This is a genomic window from Actinobacillus capsulatus DSM 19761 (genome assembly GCF_000374285.1).
In the GTDB taxonomy this organism is placed as follows: Bacteria; Pseudomonadota; Gammaproteobacteria; order Enterobacterales; family Pasteurellaceae; genus Actinobacillus; species Actinobacillus capsulatus.
Genome location: NZ_KB893937.1, coordinates 1 through 25,307 on the forward strand (window position 1 = coordinate 1; position 25,307 = coordinate 25,307).

At 38.0% G+C, this 25,307-nt stretch carries 23 protein-coding genes, 2 pseudogenes and 1 CRISPR repeat array; of the genes and pseudogenes, 18 read left to right on the forward strand and 7 right to left on the reverse strand.

The window, feature by feature from the left end; all coding sequences use genetic code 11:
- Nucleotides 1-129: 129 nt before the first annotated feature.
- Nucleotides 130-288 carry an IS3 family transposase gene (locus C228_RS15075; protein ID WP_425393289.1) on the forward strand — a complete coding sequence of 53 codons (159 nt, stop codon included), beginning with the start codon at nucleotides 130-132 and terminating at the stop codon, nucleotides 286-288.
- Nucleotides 289-338: 50 nt separating this feature from the next.
- On the opposite strand, the gene C228_RS0106175 is transcribed toward C228_RS15075, so the two are convergent.
- Together C228_RS0106175 and C228_RS0106180 are read right to left on the reverse strand one after the other, a co-directional pair.
- Nucleotides 339-1,163 carry a D-alanyl-D-alanine carboxypeptidase family protein gene (locus C228_RS0106175; RefSeq protein ID WP_018651801.1) on the reverse strand — a complete coding sequence of 275 codons (825 nt, stop codon included), beginning with the start codon at nucleotides 1,161-1,163 and terminating at the stop codon, nucleotides 339-341.
- 77 nt (nucleotides 1,164-1,240) lie between these two features.
- Nucleotides 1,241-2,278: a glycosyltransferase family 9 protein gene (locus C228_RS0106180; protein ID WP_018651802.1), complete on the reverse strand. Its 1,038-nt coding sequence runs from the start codon at nucleotides 2,276-2,278 to the stop codon at nucleotides 1,241-1,243.
- A 245-nt stretch (nucleotides 2,279-2,523) separates the two neighbouring features.
- On the opposite strand from C228_RS0106180, the gene argG reads away from it, so the two are divergent.
- The 11 genes and pseudogenes from argG (at nucleotide 2,524) to C228_RS13380 (ending at nucleotide 13,767) form a co-directional block, all read left to right on the forward strand.
- Complete coding sequence (argG, locus tag C228_RS0106185) at nucleotides 2,524-3,855, forward strand: argininosuccinate synthase (protein ID WP_018651803.1); 1,332 nt, start codon at nucleotides 2,524-2,526, stop codon at nucleotides 3,853-3,855.
- A 108-nt stretch (nucleotides 3,856-3,963) separates the two neighbouring features.
- Nucleotides 3,964-4,425: a ribonuclease HI gene (gene rnhA / locus C228_RS0106190; RefSeq protein ID WP_018651804.1), complete on the forward strand. Its 462-nt coding sequence runs from the start codon at nucleotides 3,964-3,966 to the stop codon at nucleotides 4,423-4,425.
- A gap of 157 nt (nucleotides 4,426-4,582) precedes the next feature.
- Nucleotides 4,583-5,086 carry a CvpA family protein gene (locus C228_RS0106195; protein WP_018651805.1) on the forward strand — a complete coding sequence of 168 codons (504 nt, stop codon included), beginning with the start codon at nucleotides 4,583-4,585 and terminating at the stop codon, nucleotides 5,084-5,086.
- A 13-nt stretch (nucleotides 5,087-5,099) separates the two neighbouring features.
- Nucleotides 5,100-6,617, forward strand: coding sequence for an amidophosphoribosyltransferase (purF, locus tag C228_RS0106200; protein ID WP_018651806.1), 1,518 nt, complete (start codon nucleotides 5,100-5,102; stop codon nucleotides 6,615-6,617).
- Between the two features lie 283 nt (nucleotides 6,618-6,900).
- On the forward strand, nucleotides 6,901-10,017 hold the full coding sequence (cas9, locus tag C228_RS0106205; RefSeq protein WP_018651807.1) for a type II CRISPR RNA-guided endonuclease Cas9: 3,117 nt from the start codon (nucleotides 6,901-6,903) through the stop codon (nucleotides 10,015-10,017).
- Nucleotides 10,018-10,070: 53 nt separating this feature from the next.
- Nucleotides 10,071-10,988, forward strand: a complete 918-nt coding sequence (cas1, locus tag C228_RS0106210) for a type II CRISPR-associated endonuclease Cas1 (RefSeq protein WP_018651808.1) — start codon at nucleotides 10,071-10,073, stop codon at nucleotides 10,986-10,988.
- Nucleotides 10,981-11,307 (forward strand): CRISPR-associated endonuclease Cas2, encoded by a 327-nt coding sequence (gene cas2 / locus C228_RS0106215; protein ID WP_018651809.1) that lies wholly within the window; start codon nucleotides 10,981-10,983, stop codon nucleotides 11,305-11,307. The genes cas1 and cas2 overlap by 8 nt, the downstream gene beginning before the upstream one ends.
- A 64-nt stretch (nucleotides 11,308-11,371) precedes the next feature.
- Nucleotides 11,372-11,935: a CRISPR direct-repeat array (repeat unit 36 nt; unit sequence ATTATAGCACTGCGAAATGAAAAAGGGAGCTACAAC).
- Between the two features lie 16 nt (nucleotides 11,936-11,951).
- A pseudogene (locus C228_RS15165) lies at nucleotides 11,952-12,008 on the forward strand (tail fiber protein); the annotation flags it as partial.
- A 21-nt stretch (nucleotides 12,009-12,029) separates the two neighbouring features.
- Nucleotides 12,030-12,536, forward strand: coding sequence for a hypothetical protein (locus C228_RS14325; RefSeq protein ID WP_245552752.1), 507 nt, complete (start codon nucleotides 12,030-12,032; stop codon nucleotides 12,534-12,536).
- A complete protein-coding gene (locus C228_RS0106225; RefSeq protein ID WP_018651810.1) occupies nucleotides 12,537-12,773 on the forward strand; it encodes a hypothetical protein in 237 nt (78 codons plus the stop codon).
- Between the two features lie 81 nt (nucleotides 12,774-12,854).
- Nucleotides 12,855-13,767: pseudogene (locus C228_RS13380) on the forward strand (bile acid:sodium symporter family protein).
- A gap of 75 nt (nucleotides 13,768-13,842) precedes the next feature.
- Here C228_RS13380 and C228_RS0106235 read toward each other — a convergent pair.
- Both C228_RS0106235 and C228_RS0106240 read right to left on the reverse strand, forming a co-directional pair.
- Nucleotides 13,843-15,021, reverse strand: a complete 1,179-nt coding sequence (locus tag C228_RS0106235; RefSeq protein WP_018651811.1) for an efflux RND transporter periplasmic adaptor subunit — start codon at nucleotides 15,019-15,021, stop codon at nucleotides 13,843-13,845.
- Nucleotides 15,022-15,120: 99 nt separating this feature from the next.
- The gene (locus C228_RS0106240; protein ID WP_018651812.1) at nucleotides 15,121-15,936 is read right to left on the reverse strand and encodes a Cof-type HAD-IIB family hydrolase; all 816 of its coding nucleotides are present in this window, start codon (nucleotides 15,934-15,936) and stop codon (nucleotides 15,121-15,123) included.
- 599 nt (nucleotides 15,937-16,535) lie between these two features.
- Here C228_RS0106240 and leuA point away from each other — a divergent pair.
- The 6 genes from leuA (at nucleotide 16,536) to upp (ending at nucleotide 22,686) form a co-directional block, all read left to right on the forward strand.
- On the forward strand, nucleotides 16,536-18,083 hold the full coding sequence (gene leuA, locus C228_RS0106245; RefSeq protein WP_018651813.1) for a 2-isopropylmalate synthase: 1,548 nt from the start codon (nucleotides 16,536-16,538) through the stop codon (nucleotides 18,081-18,083).
- Nucleotides 18,084-18,417: 334 nt separating this feature from the next.
- Nucleotides 18,418-18,996 carry an RNA polymerase sigma factor RpoE gene (rpoE, locus tag C228_RS0106250; RefSeq protein WP_018651814.1) on the forward strand — a complete coding sequence of 193 codons (579 nt, stop codon included), beginning with the start codon at nucleotides 18,418-18,420 and terminating at the stop codon, nucleotides 18,994-18,996.
- Nucleotides 18,997-19,015: 19 nt separating this feature from the next.
- Nucleotides 19,016-19,627: a sigma-E factor negative regulatory protein gene (locus tag C228_RS0106255; RefSeq protein ID WP_026313221.1), complete on the forward strand. Its 612-nt coding sequence runs from the start codon at nucleotides 19,016-19,018 to the stop codon at nucleotides 19,625-19,627.
- A gap of 232 nt (nucleotides 19,628-19,859) precedes the next feature.
- Nucleotides 19,860-20,288, forward strand: a complete 429-nt coding sequence (locus tag C228_RS0106260) for a SoxR reducing system RseC family protein (protein ID WP_018651816.1) — start codon at nucleotides 19,860-19,862, stop codon at nucleotides 20,286-20,288.
- A 10-nt stretch (nucleotides 20,289-20,298) separates the two neighbouring features.
- Entirely contained in the window at nucleotides 20,299-21,984 is a 1,686-nt protein-coding gene (fadD, locus tag C228_RS0106265) for a long-chain-fatty-acid--CoA ligase FadD (RefSeq protein WP_018651817.1), read from the forward strand.
- Between the two features lie 75 nt (nucleotides 21,985-22,059).
- The gene (gene upp / locus C228_RS0106270; protein WP_018651818.1) at nucleotides 22,060-22,686 is read left to right on the forward strand and encodes a uracil phosphoribosyltransferase; all 627 of its coding nucleotides are present in this window, start codon (nucleotides 22,060-22,062) and stop codon (nucleotides 22,684-22,686) included.
- A gap of 126 nt (nucleotides 22,687-22,812) precedes the next feature.
- Here the strand turns inward: upp and rsmA are convergent, their stop codons facing one another.
- The 3 genes from rsmA to pyrR all read right to left on the reverse strand — a co-directional run bounded on the left by rsmA (nucleotide 22,813) and on the right by pyrR (nucleotide 25,303).
- Nucleotides 22,813-23,682: a 16S rRNA (adenine(1518)-N(6)/adenine(1519)-N(6))-dimethyltransferase RsmA gene (gene rsmA / locus C228_RS0106275; protein WP_018651819.1), complete on the reverse strand. Its 870-nt coding sequence runs from the start codon at nucleotides 23,680-23,682 to the stop codon at nucleotides 22,813-22,815.
- Nucleotides 23,683-23,735: 53 nt separating this feature from the next.
- The gene (locus C228_RS0106280) at nucleotides 23,736-24,680 is read right to left on the reverse strand and encodes a peptidylprolyl isomerase (protein WP_018651820.1); all 945 of its coding nucleotides are present in this window, start codon (nucleotides 24,678-24,680) and stop codon (nucleotides 23,736-23,738) included.
- Nucleotides 24,681-24,763: 83 nt separating this feature from the next.
- A complete protein-coding gene (pyrR, locus tag C228_RS0106285) occupies nucleotides 24,764-25,303 on the reverse strand; it encodes a bifunctional pyr operon transcriptional regulator/uracil phosphoribosyltransferase PyrR (protein ID WP_018651821.1) in 540 nt (179 codons plus the stop codon).
- Nucleotides 25,304-25,307: the final 4 nt, after the last annotated feature.

Here is a 25,307-nt window from a genome sequence, read left to right on the forward strand (position 1 = left end):
TCGTCCTAATTTTGCTTTAGTGGCAAATATGCTGAAGAAAACGTTAGTGCAACTGAAAGAGGACAGAGCTACCAATTATTCATAGTGTTCAGGGTTGTTTATATGAGCTAGAACGTTGGCGAAATCAGCATATTAAAATCGGAATGTTTTTATGGACATCAATTTGCAACAGTTGATGAATTAGAACAGGCATTGCATAAACATATTCGTTACTATAATGAGAAACGGATAAAACCAAGCTTAAAAAATTTGAGCCCTGTACAATACAGAGCCCAATATCTTAGCTAATTTATGAACTGTCCAAATTTATGGGGCAGATCAACAAGCGGTCTTTTTCGTTAAATATCTTCTTCCTCATCATAGCCGTCATAATTATCGTTGGCTAATGAAGTACATCCGTATTGTTCCAATTTATTTTTGGTAAAGTTTGAACGAGTAGCAGAACTACGATTATTTAAGCTGATTACGCCGATAGTCGCATGGTTACATTGGTGTTTATTCACAAACACTAAGTTATAACCGGATTCACGAATATAACCGGTTTTATTGATTGCTGCATCGAAAATCTCTTCTCGTACTAATGCACTGGTGTTTTGCATAAATACATTGCGTTTTCCTGCACGAATATATGTTGCTTTCGTATTAGATAGCTCTTGAATTTTGGTATTATTCAGCGAATATTTTGCCAGCTTAACTAAATCCATCGCACTCGAGATATTAGCGCTAGATAAACCTGAGCTATCTCTAAAACGAGTAGAACGCATACCTAATTGCTGCGCTTTTTGGTTCATCTTTTGGATGAATTGCGAACGGCTCATCCCTGCAGAACGAGAGAGTGCGTGAGCAGCATAATTATCTGAATGGACTAACATCGCTTTTAATAATTCGCTGCACGCAATCGGTGTATATTTGGGCAATTTAGTGCCGGTGCCTTTGATGTAATCGAAATCTTCATCAGAAATCGAAGCGCTACAGTTTTTATTTTTATTATTTTCTAAGAAAACATTCGCTGTCATTAGCTTGGTAACAGAAGCAATCGGCTGAACATTATTCGCTGATCGGCTTTCTAAAATTTTATCGTGAGTAAAATCATACACCACATAAGATTGGGCAATACTAAGAGCTGGAAAAAGGAAAAAAACGGAAAGAAATTCTTTAAACATATTATGATTCATTGAGTTAAAAATTAGCCTGTTATTTTAACAGGCTTTTATTCTGCTCGCTATGGATTAAACAATTCTTAGGAATGCCAAATGTTCTTTACAAAAGGCACAATGGTTTTAAGCGCTTCCGAGATTGAAATTAAGCCTAAATTCATTTGTTGCGCTTTTTCTTTCGCTTCAGGCGGCATAAAGGCTAAATGTTTGCCTTCTTCATTAATCGGACGCCAACGGCGAGGCAATGCAGATAAACGGCTCGGATAAAACCCAATAGTTGCGACATTCAGTGCGCCGGCGATATGCAGAGGTCCGGTCGAACCAGCAATAAACAGATCGGCACAAGCAATCGAACAGGCAAAATCTTGTAAACCGTCATTCTTATCGTACACCACCGCTTTAGCTGCAGTAATTTGTGCGGCTAATTGGTGGGCTTTTTCACTTTCGCCTTTACCGGCAGTGAGCACGATTTCACAATTTGTTTCATTTGCAATGCAGTTAAGCATTTGCGCATATTGTTCAATGGATAAACTGGTTGCCGAGCCACCGGTGGACGCATGTACAAACAGCCATTTACAAGCGGTCGAAATTTGCAGATTTTTTGCTAATTTTGCTTTTTGTTGTGCAATCTGCTCTTCGCTGAATTGTAAGTACGGCGGCTTAGGCTCAACCACTGCAATATGGTGTTTTTGCAGAAATGCACGAGCTAAATCGAGATTATATTCGCTTTCCGCTTTTGCCGATTGCGAACGGCGCTGGGTTAAGCGCTGGTTATACAAAAATTGAAAGACTTTGGTTGCCGGCGCAAGACGGTGTTTAATGCCGCTTTTCCACGTCAGTTTGGCATTGTACCAGTCGGAAACAAAGCAGATTACCGCATCAAATTGCGCATTTTTGACAGCTTGCAGAACACGATTAAATTCGGCTTTATCTTTTTTGTTAGGTGTATCGATAATAACGTTATCAATCGAAGGGCATAGTTTGGCAAGCGGGGCGGTATAGCTTGGCACTAGCGCCGTAATTTCTACATTTAGTATAGACTGTTTCAACATCGCAAATGCCGGAAAACACACCATAAAGTCACCGATTTTATCATTGCGAATGACAAGAATTTTTTTCATTATATTTTTTACCTTTTAAAACGAATTGCGGGCTATTTTAGCATTTTTTAAGTGGAATTTTTGGTAAAAAATTATGAAAATTTGACCGCTTGTTTAGTGTCAAACGTTAGATTAAAAATCATTACGAGATTTCCTTCTAAATTTTAGATGTAATTTTTACAAAATTGAACTAGAATAGACGGAATGACACAAATGCAACCGTTTGCGTCAGTTGTCTTTTATTGTGAAAATTTATAGGAATTCGTATGTCAGCAACAATTTTAGAATCTCTCCCATTAGGTCAAAAAGTAGGTATCGCATTTTCAGGTGGTTTAGATACCTCAGCCGCATTACTTTGGATGCGTAAAAAAGGTGCAGTACCTTATGCTTACACTGCAAACTTAGGTCAGCCGGATGAAGACGATTACAACGCAATTCCGAAAAAAGCGATGGAATACGGTGCGGAAAATGCACGTTTAATCGATTGCCGTGCACAATTAGCACACGAAGGTATCGCAGCAATTCAATGTGGAGCTTTCCATATTTCAACCGGTGGTATTCCATATTTCAATACGACGCCACTTGGTCGTGCGGTAACCGGTACAATGCTTGTTGCGGCAATGAAAGAAGATGACGTAAACATTTGGGGTGATGGTTCAACTTTTAAAGGTAACGATATTGAACGTTTCTATCGTTACGGCTTATTAACCAATCCAAAATTAAAAATCTACAAACCTTGGTTAGACCAACTTTTCATTGATGAGCTTGGCGGGCGTTTCGAAATGTCGCAATTCTTAATTGCTAACGGTTTCGACTACAAAATGTCGGTGGAAAAAGCATACTCAACTGACTCAAATATGTTAGGTGCGACCCACGAAGCGAAAGACTTAGAAGAATTAAGCACCGGTATGAAAATTGTGAAACCGATTATGGGTGTGGCATTCTGGGACGAAAGTGTAGAAATCAAACCTGAAACCGTTTCAGTGACTTTCGAAGAAGGTGTGCCGGTTGCGTTAAACGGTAAACGTATCGAAGATGCGGTTGAATTAATTTTAGAAGCAAACCGTATCGGTGGTCGTCACGGTTTAGGTATGTCGGATCAAATCGAAAACCGTATCATTGAAGCGAAATCTCGCGGTATCTACGAAGCACCGGGAATGGCGTTATTACACATCGCTTACGAGCGTCTAGTGACTGGTATTCACAACGAAGATACAATCGAACAATATCGTATCAACGGTTTACGTTTAGGTCGTTTACTTTACCAAGGTCGTTGGTTCGATCCACAAGCCTTAATGTTGCGTGAAACTGCACAACGCTGGGTGGCAAAAGCAATTACCGGCACAGTAACTTTAGAATTACGTCGTGGTAATGACTTCACCATTTTAAATACTGAATCACCAAACTTGACTTACGAAGCAGAACGTTTAAGTATGGAAAAAGTAGAAGATGCACCGTTTACACCGGCGGATCGTATCGGTCAATTAACCATGCGTAACTTAGATATCGTGGATACACGCGGTAAATTAGGTATCTATACTGAGACAGGTTTATTATCCGTTCAAAACAACGTATTACCGCAACTTGGTAAAAAGTAATCTTGATCTAATGCTTTAGAAAACTTAGAATCAGACAAAAGCCCCATAGTTTACGCTTTGGGGCTTTAATTTTTTAATAAGCGGTTAAAATTGAAGAATTTTTTGCAAATGAAATTAGTTGAAATATTTACAGACGGTTCGTGCTTGGGTAACCCCGGTAAAGGTGGCATTGGTATCGTATTGCGTTACAACGGACATGAAAAGCAGGTTAGTAAAGGCTACTTGCAAACCACCAATAACCGGATGGAATTACGAGCGGTGATTGAAGCGTTGGCAATGTTGAAAGAGCCTTGTCAAGTACAGTTAAATTCAGATAGCCAATATATGAAAGACGGTATTACTAAATGGATTTTTAACTGGAAGAAAAATAACTGGAGAACCGCAAACGGTAAGCCGGTTAAAAATAAAGATTTGTGGATAGCGTTAGATCAAGAGATTCAGCGTCACAAAATTGAGTGGACTTGGGTAAAAGGGCACTCAGGTCATCGTGAAAATGAAATTTGCGATGAGTTGGCTAAAGCCGGTGCAAATAACCCTACATTGGAAGATGTAGGGTATAATGCGGAGTAGCCAAAAGAGGCAAGCGGTCAAATATTGCAAAATTTTTGCAAATTTGAACCGCTTGTAAATTTTTTCGGCATATATTATGCCGTTTTTTACGAAGTTTGCTCTACGCAAACGTTTTCTTTTTTTGTAGAATATAGGTTCTTAACCTTTAGAGGTTTTTATGGTTGACATTATTATTATCGGATTAATTGCATTTTCTATCTTAGTAAGCCTTTGGCGAGGTTTTGTGAGTGAAGTGCTTTCACTTGCCGGTTGGGTCGTAGCGTTTTTTGTGGCAAGCAATTTTTACCCTTACCTTAGCAGCTATCTCACGCAAGTAAATTCGGTATATCTTCAAAACTCAGAATATTTACGTAATGGCATCGCCGCCGCTATCCTTTTCATTATTACGCTGATTGTTTGTGGCATTATTACCGCTCTACTGAGCAAATTAGTTGACACAACAGGCTTATCGGCGACAGATCGTGTGTTAGGCGGTGCGTTTGGCGCATTACGCGGTATTTTGATTGTTGCGGCAATCTTATTCTTCTTAGATACCTTCTCATCAGCAAGTCAAACGGAATTATGGAAAGAGTCTCAACTTATTCCACACTTTGACTTTATTGTGAAATGGTTCTTTGAACAACTACAAGCTAATTCCAGCTTTTTAAATTCGACTAAATAGAGAGGTTTTTTATATGTGCGGCATTGTCGGCATTATTGGGGGATCGCCGGTTAATCAGGCGATTTATGATGGCTTAACATTACTTCAACATCGCGGGCAAGATGCCGCAGGTATTGTCACAATTGATGATGAAAACCGCTTCCGCTTACGTAAAGCTAACGGCTTAGTAAGTGACGTATTTCGTCAAGAGCATATGCTCAGATTACAAGGTAATGCGGGTATCGGTCATGTTCGTTACCCGACTGCCGGCTCATCAAGTGTTTCAGAAGCACAACCTTTCTATGTAAACTCACCTTTCGGTTTAACTTTAGTTCACAATGGTAACTTAACCAATAATGCTGAATTAAAAGAACGTTTATTCAAAGAGGCTCGCCGCCATGTGAATACCAATTCGGATTCAGAATCATTATTGAATATTTTTGCGCACTATTTAGATCAATATCCGACAGCGCATTTAACTCCTGAAAATATCTTTGAAACGGTACGTAAAACCAACGAAGTAATTCGTGGTGCTTATGCGTGTATCGCAATGATTATCGGTCATGGTATGGTGGCATTCCGTGATCCGTTTGGTATTCGTCCGTTAGTATTAGGTAAACGTGTTGTGGAAGGCAAAACAGAATATATGTTTGCTTCTGAAAGCGTTGCCTTAGATATTGTCGGTTTTGAATTTGTGCGTGATGTAAACCCGGGTGAAGCGGTTTATATTACTTTTGAAGGTGAATTGCATTCGGCAATTTGTGCTGATAATCCGAAATTAAACCCATGTATTTTTGAGTACGTTTATTTTGCTCGTCCGGATTCGGTGATTGACGGCGTGTCTGTGTATAGCGCACGTGTTCATATGGGAGAATTATTAGGTGAGAAAATTAAACGTGAATGGGGCAGAATGGTTGATGAGATTGATGTGGTTATCCCAATCCCTGAAACCTCAAATGACATTGCCGTACGTATCGCAAACGTTTTATATAAACCTTATCGCCAAGGCTTTGTAAAAAACCGTTATGTTGCTCGTACCTTCATTATGCCAGGGCAAGCGCAACGTAAGAGTTCGGTACGCCGTAAATTAAATGCGATTTCAAGCGAGTTTAAAGGCAAAAATGTGTTATTAGTAGATGACTCTATTGTACGCGGTACAACATCGGAACAGATTGTTGAAATGGCTCGTGCTGCCGGTGCGAAGAAAGTTTACTTTGCGTCAGCTGCACCGGAAATTCGTTATTCAAATGTATATGGTATTGATATGCCGACTTGTGAAGAGTTAGTGGCTTATGATCGCTCAGTGGAAGAAGTAGCGGAAATGATTGGTGTAGATAAACTGATTTTCCAAGATCTCGAAGCATTATACAAAGCGGTTCAGGCAGAAAACCCAACAATTCAACATTTTGACGCATCAGTATTTACCGGTGAATACATTACCGGCGATGTAGATAAAGCTTACCTTGACGCAATTGCACACGCTCGTAATGATAAAGCAAAAGCCAAAGCTGCAAAACAAGCAACTAATTTAGAAATTCATAACGAAAACTAAATTAAAGCATAAAAACAAGCCCTTGAGTCTGAGAAGATTCAAGGGCTTTTTGTATTAATGACTATATAAAACGATGCCCCTTGAAACCGAAATTTCAAGGGGCAGAGCGTTGCGAGAAATTCATCTCTTATTGTAACAACGTTTTTCATTTCGCAGTGCCATTACAATGGCTAAATAGTATCGTTGACATTGATTGTTGTCAATATACATTTATTACAATTTATGATAAAAATTAAACGCCGTGTAAAAAAGGATTATTACAAATTATAAGAGGTGAAATTGTATGAAATTGACGCCACTAAACTATATTTTAGGTCTTGATTTAGGGATTGCTTCTGTCGGTTGGGCAGTGGTAGAGATTGATGAGTCTGGCAACATCATTCGCCTAATTGATTTAGGTGTCCGAACTTTTGATGCAGCTGAAACTGGTAAAGGGGAGAGCCTAAATTTAGTCCGTAGATCTACTCGAGCTACCAGACTGCTGATTTATCGTAAAGCTCAACGAGTTAGAGAGTTACGATACCTTTTGAAAAATGAAGGGATGATTGATGATGCTATAGCTAGTTATAAATTGCCAAATAATGTTTGGGAGCTACGAGTTGAGGGCTTAGATCGAAAATTAAACAAAGAAGAATGGGCAGCTGTATTACTACATTTTGTCAAACATCGTGGATTTAAATCTTCAAGAAAGCATCAGCCTAAAGACGGCGGGAAACAAGGACAGTTAATAAAAGGAATAAACGATAATAAAATATTATTAGCTTCAGGAGTATATCGTTCACCAGCAGAGCTGGCGATCAAAAAATTCTATGTAGAAGATGGTTATATTCGTAACCAACGACAATATCAACACACGTTTGGCAGAGAAGAATTAGCTGCTGAATGCGCTTTATTGTTTGAAACTCAACGCAAACTAGGTAATCCATTTTCTTCTAAGGAATTTGAATCTAAGTGGGCAGATATATTTAATAAACAGAAAAAAGCACTTACAAGAAAACAAATGTTAGCGATGGTGGGTATCTGTACCTTTGAAAATACAAAATATGGTTTAACTGAACAAAAAAGAGCGGCTAAAAATACCTATTCTACTGAGCGATTTGTTGCAATTCAGCGATTACAGAATTTACGTATTGTTGAAAATGGTGAAGAAAAAGGATTAACCGACAATGAGTTTCAAAAAATTTTATCACTTGGTTATGAATTAGAAAAAGGTGTCAGCTATGCTCGAGTTAGAAAAGAACTTAATTTATCTGAAAAAGCCTTTTTTAAAGGACTACAATACTCAAAATATACTAAAAAAACTGAAGATAGTTTATTTTTAAACTTTAAGTTTTACCACACTCTCCACAATACTTTATTATCCAATAATTTAGAAAATGAATGGAATGAAATTTCTAAAAACGATAAATTAATGGATAAAATTGGTACAGAATTATCACTTTGTAAGAATCAAGATGAATTTTTAGAATCTCTTAGTGATGAATTACCAAAAAATGTTTTAAATGTATTATTTGAAAATATACATTTTGATAAATTTATTCATATTTCTCTTGTTGCCTTATATAAATTATTGCCATTGATGGAGCAAGGATATAACTATGCTCAAGCTCATACTGAAATTTATGGGTATTCGCAAATAGAAGATAAAAAGTTTTTATCTGCAATTCCTTTGGCGGATATTCATAATCCTGTTGTATTACGTTCACTGACTCAAGCAAGAAAAGTAATTAATGGTATTATTCGATTATATGGTTCTCCAACTCGTATTCATATTGAATTATCAAGAGATTTAGGGAAATCAAAGGTTGATAGAGATGCAATAAGTAAGCAGAATGCAAAAAATAGAGCTAGTAATGATGAACTAGCTAAACAAATTCGAGAAGAATTTCAGTTCGAACCTAAAGCAAAAGATATTCTTAAATATAGGTTGTATATTCAGCAAAACTGTCATTGTATTTATTCAAATAAGAAAATTGATTGTAAGCGATTATTTGAAGATAACTATGTAGAGCTCGATCATGCTCTACCGCTAAGCCGTTCTTGGGATGATAGCTTTAATAATAAAGTGCTAGTTTTAAAATATGAGAATCAGAATAAGAGAAATTTAACACCTTATGAGTGGTTAGATGGTAAAAATGATAGTTTACAATGGCGGACTTTTGTTGCGAGAGTAAATAGTTTTTCTGAAATTTCTAAAGAGAAAAAACAAAAGTTGTTATCACATAATATTAATGAAGATGAATTTAAATCTCGTCATTTAAATGATACACGTTATATTGCTAGATACTTAAAAAATCATATTGAAGAACATTTAATGATAACAGGAAAAGGTAAAAATGTATTGGCAACAAATGGGCGTATAACGAGTTTATTGCGTAAAGTTTGGGGGCTAAATAAAGATCGAGATTTAGGGGATCGTCATCATGCTCTAGATGCGGTAGTTGTTGCTTGTACACAGAGTAAGCTCATTCAACAAATAACAGAGGATATTCAACATAACCGTATTTGCCGTTTTACAGGAGAGCCTAAGAAAAAAATATTTATACCTTGGGAACATTTTACTGCAGATGTAAATATTCGAGTATTTAGTGATAATCCAAAATTAGAACTGGAAAATCGTTTGCCTGATTATCCGCAATATAACCATGAATTTGTGCAATCATTATTTGTCTCTCGTATGCCAACTCGCAAAATGGTAGGGCTAGGACATGAAGCGACATTACGTTCAGCGAGAATTCTTGACACAACAGGAAAGAGCATTAAAAAAGAGTTTTTAACTGATTTAACGCTTAAGAACCTTGAGAATATGATGAATAAAGAACGTGAACCAGAACTTTATCAATCATTAGTTGAACATTTTAAAAAATATGGAGATAAGCCTAAAGAAAAATTCTTTAAGAAAGGTGGTACAGAAGTTAAGTCAATTCGAATCTGTAAAACTCAAAATAAATTTGTAGATTTAGGCAATAAAACTATCGCAGATAATGGAGATATTGTTCGCACAGATCTATTTTTAAAAGGGAAAAAATACTATTTTGTTAATATCTATGCTTGGCAGGTTGCAGAAGGTATTTTGCCAAATGAAACAACAATGGGGAATTTATTAGATGATTCTTACATATTCCAATTTAGTTTATTTAAGAATGATATATTAGAGATACCTCATCCTGAAGATAAAAATAAAAGTGTATTTGCTTATTTTATTCGTCCAGATGATGATAGACGATGGATTTTAAAATTTCATGATAATGCTAAAATTCCTGAGATCTATAGCAAAAAAGATGACACATCTATCCGTTTAAGCGTTCAAGGGCAAAAATTTATTCGTAAATACCAAGTCGATGAACTCGGTAAAAATATCCGTCCTTGTCGCCCAACGAAACGACAACACGTACGTTAATTTAATCCCTACACTCTCTGAGTGTGGGGATTTTTGTATTTAAGGAAGAAATTATGACTTGGCGTAGTATTTTAATTAGCAAGGGCGGAAAACTTTCTTTGCAAAAAAATCAGATGCTGATTCAACAAGAGGGCAATGAATTTACTGTACCTTTAGAAGATATTGCGATTGTAGTGGTGGATAGTCGGGAAACAGTTATTACCATTCCCTTATTATCTGCTTTTGGTTTATATGGCATCACGTTTTTAACTTGTGATGAACAGTTTTTACCTTGCGGGCAGTGGCTACCATTTAATCAATATCATCGACAACTTAAAACCTTAAAATTACAGCTAGAAGCCAGTTTGCCACAAAAGAAACAGCTTTGGCAGAGAATTGTGCAACAGAAAATTCGTAATCAAGCAACAGTACTGAGCATTTGCAAATTTCAAGCAGAATCTGACCGCTTATTTAAAATGGCGGAGCAAGTGAAATCGGGTGATAAAGATAATTTGGAAGCGCAAAGTGCGGTGATTTATTTCCAAACGTTATTTGGCAAAGGTTTTAAACGCACAGAAGATGAAAACATGGTCAATAGCGCATTGAATTATGGTTATACTGTAATGCGTTCAGCAGTGGCTCGTGCGCTAGTGCTATATGGTTGGTTACCACAAATTGGCTTATTTCATCGAAGTGAGCTGAATGCGTTTAATCTTGCAGATGATTTTATTGAGCCTTTTCGCCCGTTAGTGGATTTATTGGTGGTGCAACTGGCGAATGAAGCCAAACTATCAGCTAATTTGTCACCGATTTTAAAGCAACGATTGATTAAGGTATTGAATTATCAGTTGTTATTTAAACAAGAAAAAGTGAATGCTTTAACGGCGATTGAGCGAAGTGTTGGCTCATTTCAAACGGCATTAAGCCAACGCAATACCGGTTTGCTAAAACTGCCTGAAATTCTACCGCTTGTGGAGCATCAATATGAGTGAGAATGTATTTATGCGAATGATTGTGTTATTTGATTTACCAGTTACCACCAAAGCTAAGATGCGAGCAGCAAACCAATTTCGGCAGTTTTTACTGAAAGATGGCTACCAAATGTTGCAACTTTCGATTTATACCCGCATTGTACGTGGGCGAGATTCGATGGAAAAACACCATAAACGGTTGGTGGAACACTTGCCTGAAGAAGGCTCAATTCGTTGTATTTCCATTACGGAAAAACAATTTGCCAATATGGAAATCCTTGTCGGCGAGAAAAAACTGCAAGAAAAAAAGGTTAATTCGAACCAACTTTTACTCTTTTAACGCGATTTTTTTAGTAAGAAAAAAGCCTTGAACCCTTATGGTTCAAGGCTTTTTAGCGCTCCGAATTATAGCACTGCGAAATGAAAAAGGGAGCTACAACTTAGTCACCGGTGACGGCTCAATTATGATGATTATAGCACTGCGAAATGAAAAAGGGAGCTACAACATTAAGAAATTTGGTACACAATGGTTGCCAATTATAGCACTGCGAAATGAAAAAGGGAGCTACAACAGTTACGAAGAACAGATAAAGCAGCTTGAAATTATAGCACTGCGAAATGAAAAAGGGAGCTACAACTAAACCCCTTTAAACCCCCCTCTTTTTCCGATTATAGCACTGCGAAATGAAAAAGGGAGCTACAACTTATCGCTACAACAGATTTAGCGCTTTGGAATTATAGCACTGCGAAATGAAAAAGGGAGCTACAACTGAGATAAGTTCGTACTCTAAGCCACCACCATTATAGCACTGCGAAATGAAAAAGGGAGCTACAACTGGCTTTCGGAGTGAATGGTGGCAAGGAAAATTATAGCACTGCGAAATGAAAAAGGGAGCTACAACATAATTTGTTGATTTTACAAGCGGTTGAATATTATAGCACTGCGAAATGAAAAAGGGAGCTACAACTGACAGCAATAAGTATGCGACATCAAAGGCGGTTAAAACAGTTAATGATAACGCGAATGGTCGTCTGTCTAAAACTGGCGATACGTTAACCGGTGTGCTTGATATTAAAAATGGCGACTACAGTTTAATTAATCAGTGGAATAGTGCAGGCAAGCAAACAAGAACGGAGACATTACCCGATAACGAAGATAATTTTTCAAAAATTAGCTATCGCTCAAATAATGGCAATCAAGAAGAACATTCGGCGTTTTTTAGAAAAAGAGGAATGAATCAAATTGTAGCTTACGAAAATTGGGTGAGCCAAAATTTCAATAAAAAAGAGGTTGCTGTATTAATGGGGGTTTTAGAGCATGGCGCGACTATCCCGTTGCCAGCCGGATTCAGTGAATCACAGTGTAAATGGATGTTATCAATTAATGAAGACAATCCAGATAATCAAGCTTGGGATATTGATGAGAATGAAGCCCATGTGCATTATCGTTTTCGCTGCTGGGCAAATGGTCGCAAAGTTGAGGCACTAACTTATTTAGGTGGGCACGGCAAAACACCGGGAAGATGGATTCCCGGTCGTGCAAATTATATTGTTATTGGAGTTAAATAAATGTATTACATCATTAATTCAGAAAACCGCATTGTCGGTACAAGCGATTATGAGTTGAACCTAGATGATTTACAAAGTCGAGGTGAATTTGTTATCGAACATGCAACAATGGTAAACCCCTATTTTGACGGCGAAAAGCTAGTTGAAAAAGGGGATGCACCAACGGCAAACCATATCTTTGATTATAAAAAGGCAAAATGGGTATATAACGCTCAGTTCAATTTAAACGCTTTTTAACTACGGTTTAAAGAGTGTTTTTTTCATTAAAACAATGAAAGCTTTTAAGTTTATTTACTTCGCAGTTTTTTTGATTGTGTTTTGCAGTTTTTTTGGTTCGCAACATTGGCTTTTATTGCAGCACAATTCCCCGATACTTTTAAACAGTTTGTCCCTTGGATTCCTTATTTATTAGGAATTGTGATGTTAGGCATGGGCTTAACACTAACCTTTAAAGATTTTGCGGAAGTTACTGAAAATCCGAAAGTCGCGATTTTAGGTATCATTGCACAATTTATGGTGATGTCGAGTCTTGCATTTGCTTTGGCAAAAGCATTTTAACTTTTGCCGGATTTAGCAATCGGTGGGATTTTGGTCGGCTCTTGCCCCGGCGGCACTTCGTCAAATGTGATGACTTACTTAGCAAAAGGTAATACCGCATTGTCTGTAGCGTGTACCACGGTTTCGACATTATTAGCACCATTACTTACCCCGGCGGTATTTTATATTTTTGCAAGCGAATGGTTAGAGATTGATGCGAGAGCGATGTTTGTTCTGGTATTAAAAATGGTGTTATTGCCTATTTTTATTGGCGTAGTGATTCGTTCAATCTTTAAGCAAAAAATTGAGCAATTTAGCCAAACTATGCCGTTGATTTCTGTATTCGCAATTGTGCTGATAGTGACGGCAGTCGTGTCGGTAAGTAAGGAGCGTATTATTGAATCAGGCTTATTAATTTTCTTAGTGGTGGTATTACACAACGGTTTAGGCTATTTGATTGGATACTTAATCGGACGTGTATTTAAATTACTGATTGCTGATAGTAAAACAATAGCGATTGAGGTAGGAATGCAAAATTCAGGGGTGGGGGGCTGCGCTTGCCGCATTGCATTTTAAAGCCAATCCTCTGATTGCCGTACCAAGCGCTGTATTTAGCTTTTGGCATAATATTTCAGGCTCAATATTAGCAATGATTTTTGCCGCAATGAAAAATCAGTCGGATAGCAAGGAATAGGCTAGCGTTTGAGAGAATTGAAAGTGGTCGAAATTTGTAAAAAAGATGCAAATTTCGACCGTTTGTTTTTCTAGATTAGAATGGACCTCGGCTACGTGGTTGAAAACCGATTTGTTCGCTATCCGCACGCTGAGTGGTAATCACCTGTTCTCCTTCGGCTACACCAGCTGTAATTTCAGTATATTGACTATCGGCTAATCCCAATTCGACTTTCTTTTCAATCGGCTGATTGTTTTCTAAAACTTGTATAAAGGTTTCGTTACCTTTTTTCTTTAAAGCGGATGTCGGCACCACAAGCACATTTTCACGTTTGGCAATTTCTACTTGTCCTTGCACGGTCATACCAATCCGTAAACGTTGCTCAGTATTATCCACTAAAGAGTTGGCGTAATAATAAATTGCCTCGGTATTACCGGCTTTTTCGGTATATTTATTTGAAGCGCTGTCATCACTGAGCGTAGTTAATGCTGGATCAACGCTATCAATTTTACTATGGTATTTATGATTAGGCTCGGCAAGCGTCGTGAACGTCATATCTTGCCCTTGTGCCACTTGAGAAATATCACCCTCTGAAATCTCTAATTTGATTAACATTTTCGATAAATCGGCAACGTGTACAATGGTTGGCGAGGTTTGTGCCGAATTCACGGTTTGTCCGACAGAAATCGGAATGGAGACAATCGTACCGTCCATCGGTGAGACGATTTGGGTGTAATTTAAATTGGTTTTCGCATCAGCTACCGAAATTTGTGCTGATTTGATTTGCGATTTCGCTTCATCCACACTTGCTTTAGCGGTGGCTAAGGTATTTTTTGCTGTTTCAAGATCTGACTGAGAAGCGCTTGCTTGTTTATATAGTTTACTTAAACGTGTGTAATTTGATTGTGCGACTTCCAGCGCCACTTTTGCAGAAGAAAGTTTAGCTTGATAAGAGGCAAGATTCGCTTCTGCCGTGCTTAAGCTGTTACTTTGGTTGCTGGAATCAATATCTGCAATCAGGTCACCTTTTTTGACGGTTTGGCCAAGTGTAACGTAGAGATTAATTATTTTCCCTGAAACCTGTGCACCAACTTCCGTACGTTTACTTGCACGTACAGAACCGGTAGCAAGTACGCTTTTATCTATTGTGCTACGCGTAACAGGCTCGGTAATATAGTGAACCTGTTGTGCCTCATCGTTACTCGAAAAATAGAAGTAACTTGCTGTGGTAATACCCGCAAGCACTAATGCGGTAATGATAGGTTTTAGTTTCATTTGTTTTCCAATTTTAGTGGGTAAAGATCAATAAATAAGCGGTCGTTTTTGACCTGTTTTTTGCAAAATAATTCCGAAACTTGACCGCTTACTTGAAACTTAAATAATACCAAAGGTCGCACGGATATAGCTAGCGACCGCTTCATGTTTGTGATTACCGATCACCTCGTTATGCGGAAGGGCTTGTTTTAGCCTTGGGTCGGCATTCTCCATAATGCAACCTTTACCGACATGAGCAAGCATTTCTATATCGTTCATACCGTCACCGAATGCTAAGCAATCTTGTAAGGTATAGCCGCGTAATCTGACTAATTCCTCAAGTGCATTCGCTTTACAAACGGATTTATGCATAATCTCTAAGCATAAAATACCGGAGTAAGTAATATAAAGTTGATCCCCGAAATGTTGTCTAATATAAGCCTCAATCGGAATCAGATCTTCAGGGGTTTTGCCTATAAAGAAAACTTTTTCCGTTTGTTTTCCGTGATGCTGGCTGAAATCGGCAACTTGATAGGTAAAACCAGAATCTTTGTGATATTTTTTCAATTGTTTGATATCAATATTGATAAACCACTCATCACCTTGATAGGTATTAAGGCATACACGAGTTGGATCAAAAGGTATTTGCATTAATTGAAAGGCAAGTTCTTCGGGAATGTAATGGTTTAGGACGGTATCACCGGAAAGGAAATTAGCTCTTGCACCATTTGAAGTAATTAGCATCGCTTCTTTTAAATCGACTTTATTGATAATGTGTTTTACGTCTGGCAAATTACGTCCGGTCGCCAGAAAAATATCAACACCTTGAGCAGCAAGTTTACTTAATGTTTCAATCGTAAAATTGCCAATTTTATGTTCTGCATTTAATAAGGTTCCGTCTAAATCTGAAACGATGGCTTTAAATGGTTGATTCATTGTTATTTCCTCAAATATTTTTTAGACAATTATTCTACAAAGGCTAGCAAATTTAAGCTTTATCTTCAAAGAAGATAGTAATTTTACGTTATTTTAACCAAAAATCGTTTAAAAAATCACAAAGCGAATAAAAAGTGTAAGGTTTTGTTATTTCTCAAAAGGCATTGCTTTTATTTGGGGTAATAATCTTAATTTGGGATTAATTGCTAATTAATTTATTAAATAAAGAATTTATCACTGTTTTTATATTTAAAATTACCAGGAAAACGTTTGCGAGGAGTGAAAAATTCTATTGACTTCACTCTATTTGGGGCTAATATAGCTCTTGTATTTTGAATAACTATGCAAACATAAACACACACAACACAATGGAAAAACTACTTTCTCTCCGACTTCTTTTGTTATCGCATTCTGTGCGAGGATAAAGGTTGGTTGGACGAAAATAGTTCACTATCCACACTTTACCCGCACATCGATGCGGGTTTTTTTATTTTTTCTTAACTTTTTGAAAGAAATAATAAAAAAGAAAAACGAGTGTTTATCGTAGGTATTTTACTTATTTTAATTAAATCGGTGTTTTAACACTAATGGAGAAGCCCATGAGCAATAACAACATTATTATTTTTGATACGACATTACGTGATGGTGAACAAGCATTAAAAGCAAGTTTAACCGTAAAAGAGAAACTTCAAATTGCTTTAGCGCTTGAGCGTTTAGGGGTTGATGTGATGGAAGTAGGTTTTCCCGTTTCATCTGCAGGAGATTTCGAATCGGTAAAAACTATTGCTCAGCATATTAAAAACAGTCGTGTTTGTGCGTTATCTCGTGCGGTAGATAAAGATATTGATGTTGCAGCGGAAGCGTTAAAAGTTGCGGAAGCATTCCGTATTCACACCTTTATTGCAAGCTCAGCTATTCACGTAGAATCTAAATTAAAACGTTCATTTGATGATGTAGTTGAAATGGCGGTGCATGCAGTAAAACGTGCAAAAAGTTATACCGATGATGTGGAGTTTTCGTGTGAAGATGCGGGGCGTACTGGTATCGACGATATTTGTCGTATTGTTGAAGCGGCAATTAATGCGGGTGCAACCACAGTAAATATTCCGGATACGGTCGGTTACTGCTTACCGACACAATACGGCGATATTATTGCCAATGTGATGAACCGCGTGCCGAATATTGATAAAGCAGTTGTTTCGGTGCATTGTCATAACGATTTAGGTATGGCAACGGCTAATTCATTAAGTGCAGTATTAAACGGCGCTCGCCAAATCGAGTGTACGATTAATGGCATCGGTGAACGTGCAGGTAATACAGCATTAGAAGAAGTGGTAATGGCGATCAAAACCCGTCAAGATATGTTTAACGGCAGAGATACTCGCATTAACACGCAAGAAATTCATCGTGCCAGCCAAATGGTGAGCCAGTTATGTAATATGCCGATTCAGCCGAATAAAGCGATTGTGGGCTCAAATGCGTTCGCGCATTCATCCGGTATTCACCAAGACGGTATGGTGAAAAACAAAAATACTTATGAAATTATGTCGCCTGAAACAATCGGCTTGAAGAAAGAAAAATTAAACTTAACCGCCCGCTCAGGCCGTGCGGCGGTGAAAAATCATATGACCGAGATGGGATACCAAGAAAGTGATTATGATTTAGATAAACTCTATGATGCATTCTTAAAATTAGCCGATAAGAAAGGTCAAGTGTTTGACTACGATTTAGAAGCGCTTGCTTTTATTGATATGCAGGCAGGTGATGAAGACAGATTACATTTGGATGTGATTACTTCGCAAATGGTTAGCGGGTTACCGGCCTCGGCTTTTGTTCAGGTTGAGCTTGATGGTAAATGCGTTAGCGAGGTGTCGAACGGTGGTAACGGTCCAGTAGATGCTGTGTATAATGCGATTCTTAAAATTGTAGGAATGGATATTAAAATGTCGCATTATAACCTTACCGCAAAAGGCGAAGGGGCAGAGGCGCTAGGACAAGTAGATATTGTGGTTGAGCATGAAGGTCGTCGTTTCCACGGTGTTGGTTTAGCAACCGATATTGTTGAATCATCGGCTCGTGCTTTAATTCATGCGATTAATGCTATCTATCGTGCGCATAAAGTTGCGGATTTAAAAGCAAATAAGTAGAAAAAACATCAGAAAATATTAAAAAATAGAAAGAAGCGGTCAGATAGAGTGGTATTTTTGCGAAAATCCAGTAAAATCTGACCACTTCATTTATAGGACAATGATCTTTTTGTTAGCGAAAAATTGAATTTTCTTATACCTGGGTAGTCTAGTAAGCAGCATATATTTGCGTCAATACTAGCTTCTTATGTTGTATTCGGATTAAAATGATTTGTAAATTTTTTAATTGGCCTATTCTTTTAGGAACTTTTACATGGTTTTATATACTAAGTGATATACGATATGAAAGTGACTAAAGAATATACGCGTAACTAAGTTAGGAGAACGCAGATAGATGAGTGAGCAGGTAGCCGATCAAATTTTGGTTGGGCGTGCACAGCAAGGTGACAAAAAAGCATTTAATTTACTCGTCGTGCGTTATCAAAATAGAGTAGCGGGTCTATTAACTCGTTATGTCGCACGCGATGATATTCCAGATATTGTGCAAGAATCATTTATTAAAGCTTATCGTTCATTAGAGTCTTTTCGTGGGGAAAGCGCTTTTTATACGTGGCTTTATCGTATTGCAGTAAATACAGCTAAGAATCACTTAACAGCCTTAGGAAGACGTCCACCTAAAGAAGATATTTTGGCAGAAGATGCTGAAAGTTTTGATGCAGGTGTGCAACTTCGTGAAGGGGATACACCGGAAAGTATGGTGTTATCCGAAGAATTAAAGCGTGTTGTTTTTGACACAATTGAGAGCTTGCCTGAAGAGCTTAAAACCGCAATTACTTTGCGTGAGTTAGAAGGGTTAAGCTATGAGGAAATTGCAAAAGTGATGCAATGTCCGGTAGGTACGGTTCGTTCGCGTATCTTTAGGGCAAGAGAAGCCATTGATGCAAGAATTAATCCTCTTATGCAGCAAATTTAAGATTCAATCGGAGTTTATTATGCAACAAAGAGAAAACCTTTCGGCTTTTATGGATGGACATAGTGTTGATGAAGAATTCATCAATGAATTATGTAAAGATCCAGAACTAAAGCAAAAATGGGCTAGCTACCATGCAATTAGCAGTGTTATGCATGGTGATGAAATCATTCTAGGTGATGATTTCTCTGCAAAAATGGAAGCATTGCTTGAAAATGAAGAGATGGAATCTTTATCATTAATGGTAGCTAGCGAACAGCCTCAGCCAAAAGGTATGTTACTCAAACTAAAACGTTGGGGAACGCCTCTTATGCAGATAGGTATTGCAGCATCTGTATGCTTAGTTGCAGTGTTGGGTGTGAATATGATGGGAACGGATAATGATATTGCGCAAGCGGATCAACCGGTTCTACAGACTCAACCATTTAGCGATTCGGTTCAGCCGGTTAGTTATAATGCACCTGAAAAAGATGCGCCTACAGTAGCTCAGTTAGAGCAGCAACAGAATAAAATTAATTCATTATTGCACTCTAACAAATTACAGTATCGTTCAAAGCCGGAAGATCAAAAAGAGAAAGCACAAACTTCTTCGGTAGATCCAGCTGAAAATAGTGAAATGCAAAAGACAAATTAAGTTTGAGAACTTATCATTTCCATTTTATTATTGAGCAGGTTAAATTATTAGCCTAATAATTTAAGCGGTAAGATTGTAGCGAATTTTTTGCAAAAATTTGCTACAATCTTACCGCTTTTTTATTACCTATTCAGACCTCCGTCCTCTAGCCGATGAGAATCAAACGAAATGTTATCTTTTTATTCTTCAAATTAAGGCGGTTAGTGAGTACATAATGCGGGAGAACAAAATAATGATGGTTGAAATTGCGACAGTGATTAGTTATCGGAATGGCTTAGCAACCGTACAATGTAGCGCTAAAAGTGCGTGCGGTGGTTGTGTGGCAAAAGAAAGTTGCGGAACAGAATCCTTATCTGCTTTAGCTGGCGAAAAATTTACACCGCAATTTGAATTAAAAGTCAGCGAGCCGTTAGTGATCGGTGAGCAAATTCGAATCGGCCTTGCAAAACAGACACTATTACGTAGCATTTTTTGGATTTATGTAGTACCGTTGTTCGTACTGATTTTATCAGCGGTCGGATTTTCTCAGCTTTTTACAAATGAATTATGGGTTGTTTTAGCTATGTGTATTTGCACTAGCGGGGCATTTATCGGAATAAAAAAAATGATAAGTAAGATACAGGAAAATGAATTTACACCTGTATTTCTAGGACGGATTTAGTGGAGACGATATGGATAAGATTTGGCTAAAAAACTACCCAGAAGGCGCAGCACAAACCATTGATGTTAATCAATATGAATCGTTACTTGAAATGTTTGAGTTAGCCGTATGTAAGCATCCGGATATGCCGGCGTATATCAATATGGATAAAGTATTAACATTCCGTAAGTTGGAAGAGCGTAGCCGTGCTTTTGCTGCTTATTTGCAAAATGAACTACGTTTGGAAAAAGGCGAGCGAATCGCATTAATGATGCCGAATTTGTTGCAATATCCAATTGCATTATTTGGTGCATTACGAGCCGGTTTAGTCGTGGTTAATGTTAATCCGCTTTATACCCCGAGAGAACTTGAGCATCAGTTAAATGATAGTGGTGCGAAGGCAATTGTTATTGTATCAAATTTTGCCGCAACCTTAGAAAAAGTTGTATTTGATACAAGTGTTAAGCATGTAATTTTAACTCGTATGGGAGATCAGCTTTCTTTTGGTAAACGTACATTGGTAAACTTTGTCGTAAAATACGTGAAAAAGTTAGTACCTAAATATAAGTTACCGCACGCAGTAAGTTTCCGCGAAGCATTAAGTATCGGTAAACAACGTCAATATGTAAAACCGATGGTTTATAAAGATGATCTTGCGTTTCTTCAATATACCGGTGGTACAACAGGTATTGCAAAAGGCGCAATGTTGACTCATAGTAGTGTGATTGCAAACGTCCTGCAGGCAAAATGGGTTGCAGAACCATTGCTTAAGAATGCTCGTGAGCGTATTGCAGTGATTCCTTTGCCTCTCTATCATGTTTTTGCACTTTCTGTGAATTGCTTGCTCTTTATTGAGCTGGGAGTAACGGGATTACTTATTACAAACCCTAGAGATATTCCGGGGTTCATTAAAGAGCTGAAAAAATACCGTTTTGTTGCATTAACTGGTGTTAATACACTATTTAATGCCTTATTAAACAATGAAAACTTCAAAGAAGTTGATTTCTCAAATTTAAAATTGAGTGTAGGTGGCGGCGCAGCAATTCAATCTGCAGTTGCAAAACGTTGGCACGAATTAACTGGTAGCCATATTATTGAAGGCTATGGCATGACTGAATGTTCACCATTGATTGCGGCAACTCGTTCAGACTCCACCGAGCATACCGGTTCCATTGGGATTCCAGTGCCAAATACCGATATTCGTATTGTCGATGATGAGGAACATGATGTACCAATGGGTGAACGAGGAGAACTTTGGGTAAAAGGCCCTCAGGTAATGAAAGGCTATTGGCTGCGTCCGGAAGATACGGCAGACGTTTTAAAAGATGGTTGGATGGCAACTGGTGATATTGTGGTAATGGGCGAAGATCTGAATTTACGTATTGTTGACCGTAAAAAAGATATGATCATTGTTTCCGGTTTCAATGTATATCCGAATGAAATTGAAGATGTTGTTGCACATAACCCGAAAGTAAATGAAGTGGTTGCAATTGGCGTACCAAGTAAAGCATCAGGCGAAGCAATTAAAATCTTTGTAACTAAAAAAGATGAGAGCTTAACGCGAGAAGAATTACGTAGCTATTGCCGTCAGTATCTCACCGGCTATAAAATTCCTCGTGAAATAGAGTTCCGTGATGAATTACCGAAGAGCAATGTCGGTAAGATTTTGCGTCGTGTATTGCGAGATGAAGAATTAGCAAAAGCACAAAGCGTATAAATAGATTTAGGATAAGCAGAGGATAAAACTCTGCTTATAGCATAAAGTTAGCATTTAAATGCTTAGGAGCCACAAATGAGAATTATAGAAGTTAAACATCCATTAGTAAAACATAAATTAGGCTTAATGCGAGCAGCGGATATTAATACCAAAGATTTCCGAGCATTAGCGACAGAAGTGGGTAGTTTATTAACATACGAAGCGACAACGGATCTTGAAACAGAATTAGTAGAAATTGACGGTTGGTGTGGTAAGGTCGAAGTTGAACGTATTAAAGGTAAAAAAGTAACAGTGGTACCTATTTTGCGTGCAGGCCTAGGTATGATGGACGGTGTTTTGGAACATATTCCAAGTGCTCGTATCAGTGTAGTTGGTATCTACCGTAATGAAGAAACGTTAGAGCCGGTACCGTATTTCACCAAGTTAGCGAATGATGTAGAAGAGCGCTTAGCGATTATTGTGGATCCAATGTTAGCGACCGGTGGTTCAATGATTGCAACCATTGATTTATTGAAAAAAGCGGGTTGTAAGCAAATTAAAGTGCTTGTGCTTGTAGCGGCTCCGGAAGGGATCAAAGCATTAGAAGCGGCACATCCTGATATTGAGTTATTTACCGCTTCAATCGATAGCCATTTAAATGAACACGGCTATATTATTCCGGGATTAGGCGATGCTGGCGATAAGATTTTTGGTACAAAATAATTTTTGTTGAAAACGAAAAAACCTAAGAGAGAGTCTCTTAGGTTTTTTATATCTACAAAGTTCTTTATCTTTTAATAAGCGGTCTGATTTGCAAAATGTTTTACAAATTTAACCGCTTGCTTAAGGCTAAATATCTTCGTCAACGCTCTCTTCTTGATTATCCACTACCGAAGGATTGTCATATAACCAGTTAGCTAACCGAGCATAGTCCGCAATACTTAAATTTTCCGCACGTGCATTTAAGTCGATATTAAGTGCTTCTAATTGCTCAGGACTAAATAAGGTTGAGAGCGCATTACGCAACGTTTTACGGCGTTGGTTGAATGCTTGTGTAGTGATACGGTTTAACCAATGCACATCTTTCACCGGATGTGGTAATACTTTATGTGGCATTAAACGCACCACGGCAGAATCTACTTTTGGTGCCGGTTTAAATGCGGTTGGCGGTACTTCCAATACCGGCATTACTTGACAATAATATTGCGCCATAATGGTTAAACGACCATACGCTTTACTATTTGGTGCCGCACATAAACGTTTTACCACTTCTTTTTGCAACATAAAGTGCATATCTTGAATCAAATCGTGGAATTTGAATAAATGAAACATCAACGGTGTTGAAATGTTATACGGCAAATTACCGAATACTCGAACACCTTCGCCTTCTTTTAATTCAAGGCTTTCAAAATATTCACGGAAATTAAAACGTAACGCATCTTGTTCGATAATCGTTAATTTGTGATTTAAGAACGGATGATGACGTAAACGCTCGGCAAGATCTCGGTCTAGCTCAACCACAGTGAGTTTATCCACTTGTTCGGCTACCGGCTCGGTTAATGCACCTAAACCCGGACCAATCTCAAGTAAAAATTGACCGTTTTTAGGGTTGATGGCAGACACGATATTATGGATAACATTCATATCGTGTAGGAAGTTTTGACCGAAACGCTTACGAGCGGTATGACCTAAGTGTTTTTTAGAATTTGGAGAACTCATTTTTACTCTTTAGAAATAAGGAAAGAACCTCGCAGTCGCGAGGTTCTCAAAAATTATTTAACGTATTGAACGTTAGCTGTTTTTCTTAACGCTTTTACCCAGTCTCTTGAGGCTTCTTGCGCTTGCTTATCAACTAATTGTTCATAAGCACGCTGTTGATATGCATCTTCAGTGCGGTCACCTTGCTGGCTGCCGGTTACTTTAAGAATATGCCAACCAAACTGAGATTTGAACGGTGCAGTAATTTGATCTTGTTTTGCAGTGCTTGCCGCTTTAGCAAAGGCAGGATCGTAAATATCTAAGAAATTATACCCTAAATCGCCACCGTCTGCTGCAGAAACATAATCAACAGAGTTTAATTTCGCCGCTTGTTCGAAAGTTGTTTTACCGGCATTAATGTCTGCGGTAATCTGCACTAATTTTGCTTTCGCCTGCGCATCGTTCAGAACAGGTGTTGTTTTTAACAAAATGTGGCTAATACGGTATTGATTGCCGGTCACAGTTTTTAATTTACCGCTTGCTTTATCTTGTGCTAATAATTCTTGCGCACGTGCTTGAACGTCTTGTGGCTGAACTTGGATTGATTTTCCAATGCTAATATTACGCACTTGTTCCATTGCCATTTGTTGGGCAATTTGTTGACGGTATTGATTTAATGTAATGCCTTGATAGTCTAACGCATCCAGTAATTGACCGTAGGTAATACCATTACGAGCTGCAATTTGCTCGATCGCTTGATCTACATGAGCATAATTGACTTTGACACCGGCTTCTTTGACAGCTTTTTGAATAAGAACATCATCAATAGCCTGTTCAACAGCGGCCTTGTGCTGTGCTTCCGTAGCATTTTTGCCAAGTAAACGTTGCACTTCGCTTTCCATTACCGGTACACCATCCACAGTTGCGACAACACGCTCTTCCCATGCCATTGTAGATTGTGAAATGCCGACTGCTGCAACCAATGTCAGTAATAATGATTTTGCAGAGATTAATTTCATTTGTTAATTCCCTTAAAGTTAAAGATAAGCCCTAAAGCCTGTTAGAGCAAAATTCAGAAAAAAGGTTCATACGGAACGTTGTTTTATTCGTTATTTGCTCGAATTAGAGCGACTTGATTTACGCCGTCATAATGTTGAGTCCTTACTTGAACTTGTTCATTACGAGCGGTCGGGATATTTTTCCCAACATAGTCAGCTCGAATCGGTAATTCTCGATGTCCTCTATCCACTAGAATAACGAGTTCTATACGAGTTGCCCGCCCGAAATCTAATAAGGCATCTAATGCTGCTCGAATTGTCCGTCCGGTAAAGAGTACATCATCAATCAGAATCACATTTTTGCCTTCAATATTAACCTGATCTTCCGCTCCGGTATAAATTGGATCTTGATGAATAAAATTTAAATCATCTCGATAGAACGTGATATCTAATGCCATTAGCGGCAATTCTACTTGCGAGAGTTCCGATATCCTTTTTTGTAACATTTCAGCAATTTCAGCGCCACGACGTTTGATTCCGACTAAAACTAAATTATCCAATGAAGCATGCTTTTCGATAATTTGGTGAGAAATACGCGAAATCGTACGCTGAAACTGCTCGGCATCAATAATAATTTTTTCCATTATA

Coding starts and splice junctions, on each gene's coding strand:
- C228_RS0106240 (WP_018651812.1), bottom strand. CDS start 15,936: ATGAATCAACCATTTAAAGCCATCGTTTCAGATTTAGACGGAACCTTA.
- C228_RS0106225 (WP_018651810.1), top strand. CDS start 12,537: ATGTATTACATCATTAATTCAGAAAACCGCATTGTCGGTACAAGCGAT.
- rpoE (WP_018651814.1), top strand. CDS start 18,418: ATGAGTGAGCAGGTAGCCGATCAAATTTTGGTTGGGCGTGCACAGCAA.
- fadD (WP_018651817.1), top strand. CDS start 20,299: ATGGATAAGATTTGGCTAAAAAACTACCCAGAAGGCGCAGCACAAACC.
- pyrR (WP_018651821.1), bottom strand. CDS start 25,303: ATGGAAAAAATTATTATTGATGCCGAGCAGTTTCAGCGTACGATTTCG.
- C228_RS0106195 (WP_018651805.1), top strand. CDS start 4,583: ATGGTTGACATTATTATTATCGGATTAATTGCATTTTCTATCTTAGTA.
- C228_RS0106255 (WP_026313221.1), top strand. CDS start 19,016: ATGCAACAAAGAGAAAACCTTTCGGCTTTTATGGATGGACATAGTGTT.
- rnhA (WP_018651804.1), top strand. CDS start 3,964: ATGAAATTAGTTGAAATATTTACAGACGGTTCGTGCTTGGGTAACCCC.
- C228_RS0106280 (WP_018651820.1), bottom strand. CDS start 24,680: ATGAAATTAATCTCTGCAAAATCATTATTACTGACATTGGTTGCAGCA.
- C228_RS0106180 (WP_018651802.1), bottom strand. CDS start 2,278: ATGAAAAAAATTCTTGTCATTCGCAATGATAAAATCGGTGACTTTATG.
- purF (WP_018651806.1), top strand. CDS start 5,100: ATGTGCGGCATTGTCGGCATTATTGGGGGATCGCCGGTTAATCAGGCG.
- upp (WP_018651818.1), top strand. CDS start 22,060: ATGAGAATTATAGAAGTTAAACATCCATTAGTAAAACATAAATTAGGC.
- C228_RS0106175 (WP_018651801.1), bottom strand. CDS start 1,163: ATGTTTAAAGAATTTCTTTCCGTTTTTTTCCTTTTTCCAGCTCTTAGT.
- leuA (WP_018651813.1), top strand. CDS start 16,536: ATGAGCAATAACAACATTATTATTTTTGATACGACATTACGTGATGGT.
- cas1 (WP_018651808.1), top strand. CDS start 10,071: ATGACTTGGCGTAGTATTTTAATTAGCAAGGGCGGAAAACTTTCTTTG.
- C228_RS0106260 (WP_018651816.1), top strand. CDS start 19,860: ATGATGGTTGAAATTGCGACAGTGATTAGTTATCGGAATGGCTTAGCA.
- argG (WP_018651803.1), top strand. CDS start 2,524: ATGTCAGCAACAATTTTAGAATCTCTCCCATTAGGTCAAAAAGTAGGT.
- cas2 (WP_018651809.1), top strand. CDS start 10,981: ATGAGTGAGAATGTATTTATGCGAATGATTGTGTTATTTGATTTACCA.
- C228_RS0106235 (WP_018651811.1), bottom strand. CDS start 15,021: ATGAAACTAAAACCTATCATTACCGCATTAGTGCTTGCGGGTATTACC.
- rsmA (WP_018651819.1), bottom strand. CDS start 23,682: ATGAGTTCTCCAAATTCTAAAAAACACTTAGGTCATACCGCTCGTAAG.
- cas9 (WP_018651807.1), top strand. CDS start 6,901: ATGAAATTGACGCCACTAAACTATATTTTAGGTCTTGATTTAGGGATT.